Here is a 12,521-nt window from a genome sequence, read left to right as displayed (position 1 = left end):
GCTTGAGCTTCGGCCAGACGACGCGATCCAGGGCGTGATCCGATAGCGTCAGCCTGATCGAGCCGGAGGGCTTGTCGCGAAACGCGGACAGCGCGACGATCTCGTCGTCGATCTCCATCAGGCGTGGCGCGATCGTCTGCAAGAGCCGCTCGCCCGCCTCGGTCAGCGCCACATTGCGCGTTGTCCGCGTCAATAGCCGGATGCCAATTTGTGCTTCGAGCTGCTTGATGGAGTGGCTGAGCGTTGACTGGGCCACGCCGAGCCGGGCAGCAGCGCGCGTAAAGCTGCGCTCCTCCGCCACGAGCTGGAACCATCGAAGCCTGTTCAGGTCGCCGATCGACATAAGGGTCCCTCACGCACGAATCTATTATTCGACCTGTTCGATCAGTTTAATCTGTTTGCGACGGCTAATAGAAGGATACCGGAACTGCTAGATCGTTTCCATCGATACGGGAGGCGCTTGCGATGGCAGCCGTTACGACCATGAACGAGGGCAGGCCCACCGCCGCCTGGGGTGCCGTCCTATCGATGGCGCTTTGCGTCGCGATGCTCATCGCCTCGGAGTTTATGCCGGTCAGCCTGCTTACGCCGATGGCGGCCGGGTTGAACGCGACCGAGGGCCAGACCGGGCAGGCGATCTCGGTGAGCGGGCTTTTCGCGATTGCTGCGAGCATGCTCGTCACGACCGTGGCCGGTCGGCTCGATCGCAAATGGGTGCTGGTTGCGATGACGGCGCTCATGCTGCTGTCGCTCGTTCTGGTCGCGGCCGCTCCGAACTTCGCCATGCTGATGCTGGGCCGCGCGCTGCTGGGCATCTGCATCGGCGGCTTCTGGGCGCTGGCCACGGCCGTCATCATGCGGCTGGTCCCCGCCGCCGACATGCCGCGGGCGCTGGCTCTCATGTATGGCGGCCAAGCGATCGCGGCCGCCTTCGCCGCACCGATCGGCAGCTATTTCGGCGGCCTGCTCGGCTGGCGCGCCGTCTTCTGGATGCTGGTCCCGATCGTCGCCGTCAATCTCGCCTGGCACGTGGTCTCGCTGCCTTCTCTCCCCGCCCGCGGCCGGCAGGACTTCCGCGGCATGATTGGCTTGCTTGCGCGACCACATTTCCGGCTCGGCCTCATCGCCGCCATGCTGTCCTGGGGCTCGGCTTTCACCATGTTCACCTATCTGCGCCCCTTCCTGGAGCAGGTCACCGGCGCCGACGTCGCCGTCCTCTCCATGCTGCTGCTCCTGCTGGGTTGCGCCGGATTCGCCGGCACCTGGGGGGCCGGTCGGTTCTTTACCGGCAGCATCGCGCCCTGGCTCAGGCTTCCCGCCCTCGTCATGGGCGGATGCACGCTCGGCCTGCTGCTATTGGGCAGTTCGGTCGTCGCTGCGGGCATGTTCCTGGCGATCTGGGGGGCGATGAACACCGCGATGTCGGTGATCTGGATGACCTGGATGTCCCGGACCGTCGACGATGCCCCGGAAGCCGCCGGCAGCCTGATGGTGGCCGCGATCCAGGCCTCGATCCTGCTGGGCGCGGTCCTCGGGGGCATCCTGCTCGACAGTCTTTCGATCGCCGCGACCTTCGCAGGAAGCGTCGCACTCGCTGCCGTGGCCGTCCTGCTGATCGGCCGCGGCCGATCCCTTCTCAAGCCGAACTGACCTCAACCGCAAGGGAGCATGCCATGACCCACGAACACACAGCATCCCGGAATGATCGATCTGCTCGACTGGACCGTCGCGGCCTCATGAAGCTGACGGGCGTGGGCGTGGCGATCGCCGCCGCCGCCTCACTCCGCCCGAACGCCGAGGCGCAGACACAGGCCCCCTCGGCCAGCTGGGACAAGACCTTTCCTCGCAGCGAGAAGGTCGACCACCGCAAGATGACCTTCAAGAACCGCTACGGCTTCACCCTCTCGGGCGACTTCTACCTGCCCAAGACTCGCGGCGATGGATGGCTTGCGGCGATCGCGGTCGGCGGACCCTTCGGCGCGGTGAAGGAGCAGTCGTCGGGTCTCTATGCCCAGACCATGGCCGAGCGCGGCTTCGCTACGCTGGCCTTCGACGGGTCGTTCACGGGCGAGAGTACCGGCGAGCCGCGCAACGTCGCGTCGCCGGACATCAACACTGAGGACTTCAGCGCGGCCGTGGACTTCCTCGGCCTGCAGCCGATGGTGGACCGCGAGCGCATTGGCGTCATCGGCATCTGCGGCTGGGGCGGGATGGCGTTGAACGCCGTCGCGGTCGACAAGCGGGTCAAGGCCGTGGTCGCGAGCACGATGTACGACATGACCCGCGTCATGTCGAAAGGGTACAACGACAGCGTGACGCTCGAACAGCGGGCGAAGACGCTGGAACAGCTCAGCCGGCAGCGCTGGGAGGACGCGGCCAAGGGCACGCCGGCCTACCAGCCGCCCTATAACGATCGCAAGGGCGGCGAAGCGCAGTTCATGATCGACTACCACGACTATTATCGCACCCCGCGGGGCTATCACCCGCGGGCGGTGAACTCCGGCAACTCCTGGACCCAGACCACGCCGCTGTCTTTCATGAACATGCCGATTCTCACCTACATCAAGGAGATCGCGCCGCGACCCGTCCTGTTCGTCCACGGCGAGAAGGCGCATTCCAGGTACTTCGCCGAGACCGCCTATGCGGCCGCGGCAGAGCCGAAGGAGCTCATGATCATCACCGGCGCCAGCCACGTCGACCTCTACGACAAGCCGGACGCGATCCCGTTCGACAAGCTGGCGAGCTTCTTCGACCGGCATCTCGTCGCCTGATTGCGACCCGACACGAAGCGTTCGGGCCGCCTGCCCTCCGACGTCGGCCCGAACGCTCGCGGGGCCGAGCCCCGCCCCTGGACCCGGCGGGCATCGGGGAACGACAATCATTGGGGAGCACCGGACAATGCCGCTCAGGACCATTGCGATCGCCAGCGCGATATTCCTAGGAACGATCGGAGCAGCCATGGCTCAGGAACGCATCAAGATCTCGTCGGAGTGGGGGGCCGTGACCGCCGTGCTCGCCGACAACGCCGCATCCAAAGCACTGCTTGGCATGCTGCCCCTGATCATCCCCATGACGGACCATCTTCGGCAGGAGAAAACGGGAAGCCTTCCGTCTGGCCTGCCACCCGCAGCGCGGCAGCGGGCTTTCAAGAACGGCACGATCGGACTTTGGGGCCCCGACCATTTCGTCGTGTACTACCGCGACGGTCAGGTCCCGCAGCCGGGCATCGTCATCCTCGGCGAGGTGACGGGCGGCGCCTCGCTCTTCGATCGAGAGGGACCAGTTTCGGTCCGGGTTGAGCGCGCGGATTAACGGCAACTCGCTGCGGCTGGTTACAACCAAGCTTCAGCTGCCTCCTCCCAGTCAGCCTTGCGCCACTTCCGGACGTTCGTGCCTTGCCAAGAAGCGGACATACAACAGGGTACAACAAGGGGGGTACCGCGACTGATTTCACGACGGCTGCAATGCGCGTGCGCCTTGGCACCGATGCTAGGCGCATCAGTAGAGGCAGCCGTTTTCATCAGCGAGGGAAGATGGAGCGAGCTCCTCAAAACTGAGGTACGAGCGCTATCACGTCTGGACCAGCGCGCTTAGCCGGATGGCTGGTTGGTATGGATTACAGTGGAGCTCAGGCGCCGTACGGAACATAAGTCGCGACGAAGCTGACGAGCTGGCTCTGCCGGGCCGTGCCGGTTTTCGAAAAAATCCTTTGAAGATGGGTTCGTGCCGTCGTCGTCGCGATGCCCATGCGTTTGGCCGCCAGGATCGTGTCGAGGCCCTCGACCACGAGCGCCAGCATGCGCGCCTCGGCAGCGGTCAGGCAGAATGCCCGACCGATCTCGGAGAGATTGCGAGCGATAGCCCGATAGGGATCGTCCACGGTGAGGACGAAAAGATCCAGGCCGAGGCCGCCCAGATGCACGGCGTCGACCGCGACCTGCCGCCCGTCCATCATCGCCAGCGGCAGCCGTGCGGCGTCGCCGGTCGTGCCCTTGCAGCAGCGCCTGAGCCAGGTCTGCAGTCGGGCGGCAAAATTCCGGTCGGTCGAGACAAAGCGCTTCGCCGATCCAAGGCCCTCGCGAGCAAGCGCCACGCCGGCGCTGTTGCCGAAACGGATTTGCAGATCGGCGTCGATGACCAGGAAAGCTTTGGCGCCGCAATCCAGCGCATCAAGCCCGTGATGCTCGATGCCCCAGGAGGGATGGGGCCGCGCGGAGCCGGTAGCCTGCAATGCGAACGACATCAGCTATTCTCGCGTTAGATCCCGGTCGCCGATCCTGTCTGCCATGCGGATCAGCCAGAGAATGGTTTCGCGCTCCTGTGAAACGAGTGCCGTTGAGCGCGAGGCCTTCACGGCGGCCTCCCGAAATTCCGACCATCTCAAATGGAAATCCGCCAAATCCCTGATGGGCATAAGTTCGACTCCGAGGGGTTTTTTAGTCATTGCGTTTTCTTCGCCAGCCACAACTCGCAGCTTATTCGGCCGCCGCGGCCGCTGGCGCGTGAAAAAACCGTGAAGCGCATTGTGGTGCGTCGCGGGAGGTTGCTAATCTTTGATTGCAGCGCGGGACGCTGCGTCATGGACGGCAAGCTTCGTCATGGACAGCAGGCTTCTTGAGATCAATCTCTTCGGCGCGTGCTCGGTTAGGTCGAGCGTGGCCGAGGGGTTCGAGATCACCGGCGCCAAGCACAAGGCTCTGTTCGTTCTGCTTGCGACCGCGCCGTTTGGCCGTCGCACGCGGTCGTTCCTGCAGGAAACGCTCTGGGGGGTGGCCTGCTACGACACGGGGCGCCAAAGCCTTCGTCGCGCGCTCGCCGACATCAAGGCCGTCATGGGCGACAGCTTCGGGGATCTCCTGACGAGCACCAACTCAGAGGTTTCGCTGGATCTCTCGCGCGTCACCTTCCTCGGACGGTCCGGCCAAGGCGCGTTTCTGGAAGGCCTGGACATCAAGGAGGCCGGCTTCGGACAATGGCTGTCCGGCATCCGCCAGAATCCGCGGCAGCTCGACGGCCTGTTCACCCTGGCGTCGAGCGCCGCTGGCGCATCGGTGCTTCCCGCCATCGCCGTCCTGCCCTTCCGCGCCGTCGGCAACGACGTCGCCGACGCGACCATCAGCGATTGGCTGGCGGAGGAAATCTGCCGGTCGCTCAGCCGCTCGCGACTGCTCTCGGTGATCTCGCACCTGTCCTGCCGCGAGCTTGCGCGGACCGGTATCGACATCGCGCAGGTCCGCTCGTCGCTGCGCGTCGATTTCTGCGTTGCCGGGAGCCTTCGGCGGTCGGGAGGGCAACTCGTGCTGGATGCCGATTTCATCGACGTGCGCTCCGGACGCATCCTGTGGACGCGCCAGACGAGCAATCCGATCGACAGCTTCTTCCAGGCTGCCGAGGACGGCATCGCGGCGATCGTCGGCTCAATCRGTGCCGCCATCGCCGACGAAGCGCTCAACCACGTCGCGGGCCGCCATCTGGCCGATGTGGAGGACCACCGCCTCGTCATCGCCGGCGTGCGCCTGATGAACCGGTCGACGCTTCACGACCTGGCGCGTGCGCGCGAGTTGCTGGAGGAAGCGCTGCGGCGCGCGCCTTATGTCGCCGAGACCCATGCCTGGCTCGGCAAGTGGTATTTCCTCAGCGTCTTCAACGGTTGGAGTACCGATACAGCTGCGGAAACGCAGCATGGGATCGACTGTACCGCCCGGGCGCTCGATCTTTCGCCCGACAACGCCTTCTGCCTAACCATCGACGGGCTCGCGCAGAACAATCTCCTGAAGCGGCTCGACGTCGCAGAGCAGCGCTACGCGACTGCACTGGCGATCAATCCCAACGAGGCCCTGTCCCTGCTGTTGCGCGGCGCGCTGCACGCCTTCCGCGACGAGGGGCCGGAGGCGATCCGGTCCGTCGAGCGGGCAAGACGGCTCTCGCCGATCGACCCGTTCCGATACTTCTACGAGTCCCTGAGCGCGACCGCGTATCTGTCGGCAGGCGCCTACGAGCGCGCGCTGGAGCTGGCGGAATCTTCGCTAATGCTCAACGATCGCCATGTCTCGACGCTGCGGGCCAAGATCATCGCGCTGCATAATCTCGATCGTGGCGACGAATTGAAGGCCGCAGGGCAGCAGCTGCGGCGGCACGTGCCCGATTTCACGATCGACGGCTATCTCCGCAGCCATCCGGCCTCGAATTCGAAATTCGGCCGCAAGGCGGTGGCGGCTCTCGCCGCCGCCGGGCTTTCCTAGAAGATCCGGGGAACGACATGTCGAGTGCAGGCGGTATCGGTGGAATCGGCGGGATAGGCGGCATCGGTGGAATTGGAGGCATAGGTGGTGTAGGAGGCATAGGCGCGACGGGCGTCGGTCCCTTCGTTCCGGGCGGCGGTGCCAATCCGCTTCTGGCCCAGGGTTTGACCATCAACGCCCAGGCGATCGGTCATATCGGCGGCGTCGACGATACGGGCAACTCGGCAGAGGGCAGCTATGCCGAGCTTCCGGTCGGGCCGGCCGCGAACATGGACAGCTGGGCCGCATGGGTGCGCGCCTCGCTTTATCTCAGCGACGTTCTGAAGCGCCTCGACTGGACTCCCAGCAAGCGGCGAAGTGCGGCTGGAACGGAAGCCTTCAACGGGATCGAGATGACCTATGGTCCAAAGCCGCTCGTCACCCTGCAACGACCGAGCGTCGATCTCTTTCGGCGGCAGCTTCGCCACATCCGCGCCTATGCCGACCAGCGCGCCGACAGGGCGCCGGAGATCCTCACGCAGGTCGGTTATCCCGTCGATTATTTCGCCAGCGTACTCGGACTGAACGCCGATGCCAACAAGTCGACCTTTGAACTCATCGGCATCACGCAGGTCGTCACCTCGCATGTGGCGATGGTCGCCAAGCATCATCTTGCCTGTCGGCGGCCCGACCGTCTCGGTGCGACGACGATGGCGATGATCCCGACGCCGGCGCATGGGACCTTTCCGAGCGCCCATGCGGCGGAGGCCTTCGCGGTCGCGACCGTGCTGGAAGGCCTGCTCAGGAAACTGGATGCCAAGCCGCCGGCCGAGCACCACTTTCCCCAAAGCGGGCGGCTGATCAGACTGCTCTACAAGCAGGCGGAAAGGATCGCAGTCAATCGGACCGTCGCAGGCGTCCATTATCCAATCGACAGCTGGGCCGGCGCCGCGCTCGGCGAGGCGGTCGGCCAAATTATACTGGCCAAATGCCAGGGTGGCGACGTCACACCCCGGACCTACGAGGCCAAGGACGCCGACTTCCTGCTCGCCGACTTCCTCCCACGCATAACTGGCGGCATCGGCGATCCCGCGGCGAAGGGACTGCTGYGGGCGGCCTCGGGCAATCCTCTCCCGAGCAGTCCGCTGTTCGCCTGGCTCTGGGGCAAGGCCCTGAACGAGTTCAAACTCTGACGTTGCAGTCGCGGGAGCGCTCGGATCATGTCGCCAGACCAGCCGGGATCGGAGCGTCGCCCGCAGCTGACGGGCGCCTATGAGGAATGGACCTACGGGGCCGGCGCCGCCTATTCCAATCCGGAGGTGCCGCCCGCCGACACACGCTTCGTCAGCGCCATCGTCCGTCTTCCGCCGGGCGCACAACTCCGTGATTTCGCCGATGGGATCGAGACCAGAACCGCGAGCCGTGGCGAGCCGCTGGTCGCAAAGCTTCGACGTCCCCTGGTTTGGGGTGATCTTTCGACGACGGACCAGGCAACCTTCTGGCCGGTCGTGCTGGATTTCCAAGGCGGCGAACGCGACGAATTCGACATCTCGCGCATCGGCAGGGCGCTCGACGCACTGAGCCAGCCGGTTCGTCGCGCCTCGGCGGCGAATGGGGCCGAGGGCGAGCCGTCATTCGCGCTCGGCCCGCCGATGCTGGCCCACAGCGTGCAAGACGACGTAGCCGGCACGCTGTCCTACGCGGCCGATCCCGGCCTGCTCGCCAAGCTGGCTGCGGGCGGCAAGGCGGTGATCGTGGCAGTGATCGACGACGGCATTCCGTTCGCCCATCGCAACCTCCGGGTCGCCGATGGCGACGGCTCGCGCGTCGAGTTCTGCTGGCTGCAATCGGCGGAGGCGAACCCGAGCGGCCATGTCCCGTTCGGCCGCGAGTTCACGCGCGGCGCGATCGACGAACTCGTGCGCGCACACGGACCGGACGAGGATGCGATCTATCTCAGGGCGGGTGCCGTCGAACAGGGCGCGCGGCGTATTGCAACGATCAATCACGCCGCCAGCCACGGTGCGCATGTTCTCGACGCGGCAGCCGGCCGCAGGCCCGACGATGGCGGGGTTGATCTCGACCTGCTGCGCATCATCGCGGTCCAGCTGCCGGCCGCGGTCACTGCGGATACCTCGGGATATCGCAAGGACGCGTTCATCCTCAGCGCCCTGCACTACATCTTCGACCGGGCCGACCGGTTTGCCGCGACTCATCCTGGCGATGAAGCTGCATCGCTGCCGCTGATCGTCAACCTCAGCTACGGATACACCGGCGGCCCGCACGATGGCACCGACGCGCTCGAAATTGCGATGTCGCGAATGATCGAAGCACGGCAGGCGCAGGGAAAGCCGACGACGCTCGTCATGCCGGCCGGCAACAGCTTTGCCGAGCGGTTGAACGGAGAAATTTCCGCGGACCGGATGAACACCGGCGAGGCACATGCGATCGCCTGGTGCCTGCAACCCAATGATCGTACATCGAGCTATCTCGAGCTCTGGTTGCCGAAGGCGACCGGCGCAACCCGTTTCCAGCTGTCGATCACAGATCCGGACGGCGCCTCGTCCTTGACGGGCGCGACGCTGCTCGCGGATTGCGCGGYGGCGGATCAGCAAGGCGACGCGCCCGCCTTATCGAGCGACGTTTTCTGCGGCGAGCAACGCGTCGGCGGCGTCGTGATCGCTGCCTACAACGCTCATTGGACCCGAATTCTGATTGCGCTCGCTCCCACCGAGCCCGACGATGCCAGCCTGTCCGCAGCCCCGGCCGGCCGATGGACGATCGGCTTGGCCAAGGTTGGGGGCGCCGATCTGAACGCTCCGGTGGGCTGCCGCATCCAGCGCGATTTCGATCCGTTCGGTTATGCGAGTGGCGCTCGCCAGAGCTATTTCGATGATCCGCTGGATGCGCGTTTCACCGAAGACGGGGCGCCCGCGCGGGTGGACAACCCGGCACCGGCGTTCGTGCGGCGGCTGGGCACATTGAACGGCATCGCCACGCACGCGCATGTAACTGTCGTCAGCGGCTATTACGGCGATACCGGCCGGGCGACGGAGTATGCCGGTGCCGGGCGACGGCGCAGGCCCGGTTCATCCGCCGGCCCCGGAGACGTCCGCATGTCGGCGGCTTCGGACGATTCCACGGCGTTGCGCGGCGTGCTCGCCGCCGGGACACGCAGCGGAAGCACGGCGAGACTGTCGGGAACGAGCATGGCGGCCCCGCAGATTTCGCGCTGGATCGCAGTTCAACACCTGTCGCAAAACCCGATGCCGGCCCAGCCCGTCCCGCTGACGTTTCCGTCTGGCCCAATCGAGCTCGACGAGAGAACGACGCGCCTGAGCTAATCGATAGCACGGGTTCATCGCTCTTCGCCGCCGGCCGCTCCCGCCAAACTCACGCTTTCCTCACGCGCTTCCGCTGMCAATCGCGAGTTAGATCACCCTGCCGCTGCGGCAGGAAAGTTTGAAGTTAGCGCATGGCACGATGGCTCGTAAGCGACGCACCGCTGCTTCGCTCGCCAGCTTCCATCGCCGTCATTGACGCGTTCCCTCCTATCGCATCGCGGTCCGAGCCCCAGGCCCCCGGCACAGTCCGAGTGCCTCCTCTCTTATTCGGGAGTTCTACGATGCGTACGACAGCTATCGTTCTCTTGCTGCTGGCACTGGCCGGTCACGCCACAYGAGCGCAAAGTCCGTCATCGGCCCCAAGCGACCTTCAGGTCGCGGCCTGCAAAAGTTGGAGCAAGCAGGTTCGGGCCACGGTCGGGCGCCTGAACGACCATGGACTTCTTGACGCCGACGATACAGCGGCCGTGAACAACCTGATTGAAATCATGGGCCATCGCTGCTCCCACGGCGACGCAGGTCGGATCTCGGCACTGTACGCGATCCTGCTCGACACCCTCGTCGACCAGAGACACCAGCCGTGACCACGCCTTCCGCGTTTCTGGATCTGGTCGGGTTTGCCGCCGCCTTCGCGACGGTCATCGCCTTCTGCTGCAAGCGCATGGCGCCGCTTCGCGCGGCTGCGATCACCGCCAATCTGCTTTTCATCACCTCTGGCGCCCTGCTCGGCCTGATGCCGGTCCTCCTGCTCCATTGCGCGCTCCTGCCGCTGAACGTGGTGCGCTTCGGTGCCTGCCTTCGCGAGCGCCGGGCCGCGATCCGGCATCCGCAATAGGCGGCCAGCACCTCCCGACCGCCGCCGATCGCGCGGAACCCCGATGTTCAACTGGGACRCGGATTCAATGATGCTTCTGGTCACGTCGCTCGCCGTTCCCTACGCGCTGGTTTTGGCTTCACCGGGCCCCAACCTGCTTGTGATGCTTCGCGTCAGTCTTGCGGCCTCGATGCAACGAACGCTCGCGGCCGCTTTCGGCATCGCATGCGGTGCGACCCTGGCTGCTATGATCGCCTATCAGGGCTCGCTTCTCGTCGTCTGGGCCGACCAGCTCCGCGGGCCGTTCGCGTTCCTGCTTGCCGCGATCCTCGTCCGCTCCGCGATCCGCCTGATGCGCCGCACGCGTCCGACCCGAGCCGAGTTCAACGGCGACACGGCGCCGCGAATTTCCAAGGCCTTCGGACTCGGCATCGTCTCCTCCCTGTCCAATCCCATGACAATCCCGTTCTTCCTCAGCTTCTTCGTCGCGCATCAAGCGTTCCACTCCGCCGCGTGGATGGCGCCAGCGGTTGTATTCGTCATGGCCGCGAGCTGGTTCTCGCTGGTGGGAATCTGCCTCGGCAGGATTTCGCGGTTTAAGATCAACCTGATGATGCAGTTTAGCCTAAAGTTGGCGGTCTCGATTTCGATGACCGCTTATGCGATCTACGTGGTTTGTGCGGCTCTTTAGATGCGGACTTGTTTTATACTCAGCGGGCCGAGATTAGGTGTTTCATGACGCCGGAGGATCCTTTAGCCAAACACGACGGCGGCGTAGCGCCATTTCCTGACGTTAGCCGCTGCCGCAAAGCGCACGCGAATTAGAAAAATACGCCGAGATCGTCACGGCCGCCGTGGGCTGAGCCAAGACACGCGAGCCGGGAGCGGATCAGTCATCTGGCTCAGATGGCAGTAGGCGAAATGTCGACGTTTGACGGCATCGGAAATCTAGACCCAGCCACCATCGACGACATAGTGCTGTGCGGTGCAAGCCGAGGCTTCGTCCGAGGCTAAGAAGACCGTGAACCTAGCCAGTTCGTCCGGGACCAGCCTGCGCTTCAGGCATTGCCGGCGCATCAGCTCGGCCTCGCCTTCAGGCGTCAGCCATTTCTCGATCTGTCGCTCCGTCATGATCCAGCCCGGCGCGATCGCGTTCACGCGAACGTTGAAGGGGCCGTAGTCCCGCGCCAGCGAGCGCGTCAGTCCGATGACGCCCGACTTGCTCGCCGTATACGCCGCCATTCCGCCCTGACCGGCCATCCATGAGGTGGAGCCGAAATTGATGATGACGCCGCCGTTGGCAGCCTTCATCTCCGGCAGCACCGCCTGCGCGGCGAAGAACTGGTGCTTCAGGTTCACAGCGATGCGCTCGTCCCAGTACTCGGGCGTGACGTCGTCGGTCGCATGGCGCTCGTCATGGGCGGCGTTGTTGACGAGGATCTCGGTCGGGCCGTGGCGACGTCGTGACGCCTCGATGCCGGCCTGGAGAGCGCGGATATCCCGCAGATCCACCTTATGGAAATGTACAGATCCCCCACTCTCCCGGAGCTCTTGCGCGAGCGCCTCGCCGGCGTCGCGCAGAATGTCGAACAGGATGACGGTCGATCCTTGCGCGGCGAAGGCCCGGGAGATTGCCGCGCCGATCCCGGAGGCGCCGCCGGTCACAAGAACGACCCTGCCGGCAAGGTCTGAGTAAACGGCGGCCATGGCATGCTCCGGACTCTGCTGCGCCGACCAGTGGTCGGTGTGGCGCCGCCAAACTCTATAGCGCATTTTTTGAGTTGCGCACCTCAGGATCTGAGATAGCTTGAGATCAACCCGCATCAGACGGGACCAGGGAGGATGCAATGCGATTTCTCACGAAGTTGGCGCTTGCTGCTGCAGGATTGACGCTCACTGTCGGCGCCGCTGCCGCACAGACCACCATCCGCTGGCTCCACATCGAGCAGAACCCGGCCCAGGTGAAGATCTGGGAGGAGGTCGCCCGGCGCTTCGAGGCCAAGAATGCCGGCGTCAAAGTCGAGATGCAGTTCCTTGAAAACGAGGCCTACAAGGCCAAGCTTCCGACCGTGCTGCAATCGCGCGATCGGCCCCACATCCTATATTCCTGGGCCGGCGGCGTGCTGAGGACGCAAGTGGAGG

At 64.9% G+C, this 12,521-nt stretch carries 13 protein-coding genes and 1 pseudogene; 11 read left to right on the top strand and 3 right to left on the bottom strand.

What is annotated here, in order from left to right; translation table 11 throughout:
* Positions 1-343, bottom strand: a 343-nt coding sequence (locus AC1DVA_RS24625; RefSeq protein WP_476807602.1) for a LysR family transcriptional regulator, incomplete at its 3' end; no start/stop codon positions are given.
* 122 nt (positions 344-465) lie between these two features.
* Here AC1DVA_RS24625 and AC1DVA_RS24620 point away from each other — a divergent pair.
* From AC1DVA_RS24620 to AC1DVA_RS24610, 3 genes are all read left to right on the top strand, one after another.
* Positions 466-1,650 (top strand): MFS transporter, encoded by a 1,185-nt coding sequence (locus tag AC1DVA_RS24620; RefSeq protein WP_476807601.1) that lies wholly within the window; start codon positions 466-468, stop codon positions 1,648-1,650.
* Positions 1,651-1,673: 23 nt separating this feature from the next.
* The gene (locus AC1DVA_RS24615) at positions 1,674-2,771 is read left to right on the top strand and encodes an alpha/beta hydrolase (RefSeq protein WP_476807600.1); all 1,098 of its coding nucleotides are present in this window, start codon (positions 1,674-1,676) and stop codon (positions 2,769-2,771) included.
* A 127-nt stretch (positions 2,772-2,898) separates the two neighbouring features.
* Complete coding sequence (locus AC1DVA_RS24610) at positions 2,899-3,312, top strand: cyclophilin-like fold protein (RefSeq protein ID WP_265055471.1); 414 nt, start codon at positions 2,899-2,901, stop codon at positions 3,310-3,312.
* A gap of 316 nt (positions 3,313-3,628) precedes the next feature.
* Here the strand turns inward: AC1DVA_RS24610 and AC1DVA_RS24605 are convergent, their stop codons facing one another.
* Positions 3,629-4,243, bottom strand: coding sequence for a helix-turn-helix transcriptional regulator (locus tag AC1DVA_RS24605; protein WP_265055472.1), 615 nt, complete (start codon positions 4,241-4,243; stop codon positions 3,629-3,631).
* A 141-nt stretch (positions 4,244-4,384) separates the two neighbouring features.
* Here AC1DVA_RS24605 and AC1DVA_RS24600 point away from each other — a divergent pair, with 141 nt between their 5' ends.
* From AC1DVA_RS24600 to AC1DVA_RS24570, 7 genes are all read left to right on the top strand, one after another.
* Positions 4,385-4,618: a hypothetical protein gene (locus AC1DVA_RS24600; protein WP_265055473.1), complete on the top strand. Its 234-nt coding sequence runs from the start codon at positions 4,385-4,387 to the stop codon at positions 4,616-4,618.
* Complete coding sequence (locus tag AC1DVA_RS24595; protein WP_476807599.1) at positions 4,599-6,242, top strand: hypothetical protein; 1,644 nt, start codon at positions 4,599-4,601, stop codon at positions 6,240-6,242. The genes AC1DVA_RS24600 and AC1DVA_RS24595 overlap by 20 nt, the downstream gene beginning before the upstream one ends.
* A gap of 17 nt (positions 6,243-6,259) precedes the next feature.
* Complete coding sequence (locus AC1DVA_RS24590; protein WP_476807598.1) at positions 6,260-7,414, top strand: phosphatase PAP2 family protein; 1,155 nt, start codon at positions 6,260-6,262, stop codon at positions 7,412-7,414.
* 27 nt (positions 7,415-7,441) lie between these two features.
* Positions 7,442-9,565: a S8/S53 family peptidase gene (locus AC1DVA_RS24585; protein ID WP_476807597.1), complete on the top strand. Its 2,124-nt coding sequence runs from the start codon at positions 7,442-7,444 to the stop codon at positions 9,563-9,565.
* 281 nt (positions 9,566-9,846) lie between these two features.
* Positions 9,847-10,149, top strand: a complete 303-nt coding sequence (locus AC1DVA_RS24580) for a hypothetical protein (protein ID WP_476807596.1) — start codon at positions 9,847-9,849, stop codon at positions 10,147-10,149.
* The gene (locus AC1DVA_RS24575; RefSeq protein ID WP_476807595.1) at positions 10,146-10,400 is read left to right on the top strand and encodes a hypothetical protein; all 255 of its coding nucleotides are present in this window, start codon (positions 10,146-10,148) and stop codon (positions 10,398-10,400) included. The genes AC1DVA_RS24580 and AC1DVA_RS24575 overlap by 4 nt, the downstream gene beginning before the upstream one ends.
* A gap of 70 nt (positions 10,401-10,470) precedes the next feature.
* A complete protein-coding gene (locus AC1DVA_RS24570) occupies positions 10,471-11,070 on the top strand; it encodes a LysE family translocator (protein WP_476807594.1) in 600 nt (199 codons plus the stop codon).
* Positions 11,071-11,327: 257 nt separating this feature from the next.
* On the opposite strand, the gene AC1DVA_RS24565 is transcribed toward AC1DVA_RS24570, so the two are convergent.
* The gene (locus AC1DVA_RS24565; RefSeq protein WP_265055480.1) at positions 11,328-12,086 is read right to left on the bottom strand and encodes an SDR family NAD(P)-dependent oxidoreductase; all 759 of its coding nucleotides are present in this window, start codon (positions 12,084-12,086) and stop codon (positions 11,328-11,330) included.
* A gap of 140 nt (positions 12,087-12,226) precedes the next feature.
* Here AC1DVA_RS24565 and AC1DVA_RS24560 point away from each other — a divergent pair.
* Positions 12,227-12,521: pseudogene (locus tag AC1DVA_RS24560) on the top strand (carbohydrate ABC transporter substrate-binding protein); the annotation flags it as partial.

The sequence above is a fragment of the Allobosea sp. P4_C6 genome (assembly GCF_056402015.1).
Note: the sequence above shows the minus strand (reverse complement) of the source record. Positions and strands in the feature narration are given on the sequence as shown.

Excerpts from the sequence above, each read along its gene's own strand:
- AC1DVA_RS24620 (WP_476807601.1), top strand. The coding sequence starts at position 466 with ATGGCAGCCGTTACGACCATGAACGAGGGCAGGCCCACCGCCGCCTGG.
- AC1DVA_RS24615 (WP_476807600.1), top strand. The coding sequence starts at position 1,674 with ATGACCCACGAACACACAGCATCCCGGAATGATCGATCTGCTCGACTG.
- AC1DVA_RS24610 (WP_265055471.1), top strand. The coding sequence starts at position 2,899 with ATGCCGCTCAGGACCATTGCGATCGCCAGCGCGATATTCCTAGGAACG.
- AC1DVA_RS24605 (WP_265055472.1), bottom strand. The coding sequence starts at position 4,243 with ATGTCGTTCGCATTGCAGGCTACCGGCTCCGCGCGGCCCCATCCCTCC.
- AC1DVA_RS24600 (WP_265055473.1), top strand. The coding sequence starts at position 4,385 with ATGGAAATCCGCCAAATCCCTGATGGGCATAAGTTCGACTCCGAGGGG.
- AC1DVA_RS24570 (WP_476807594.1), top strand. The coding sequence starts at position 10,471 with ATGCTTCTGGTCACGTCGCTCGCCGTTCCCTACGCGCTGGTTTTGGCT.
- AC1DVA_RS24565 (WP_265055480.1), bottom strand. The coding sequence starts at position 12,086 with ATGGCCGCCGTTTACTCAGACCTTGCCGGCAGGGTCGTTCTTGTGACC.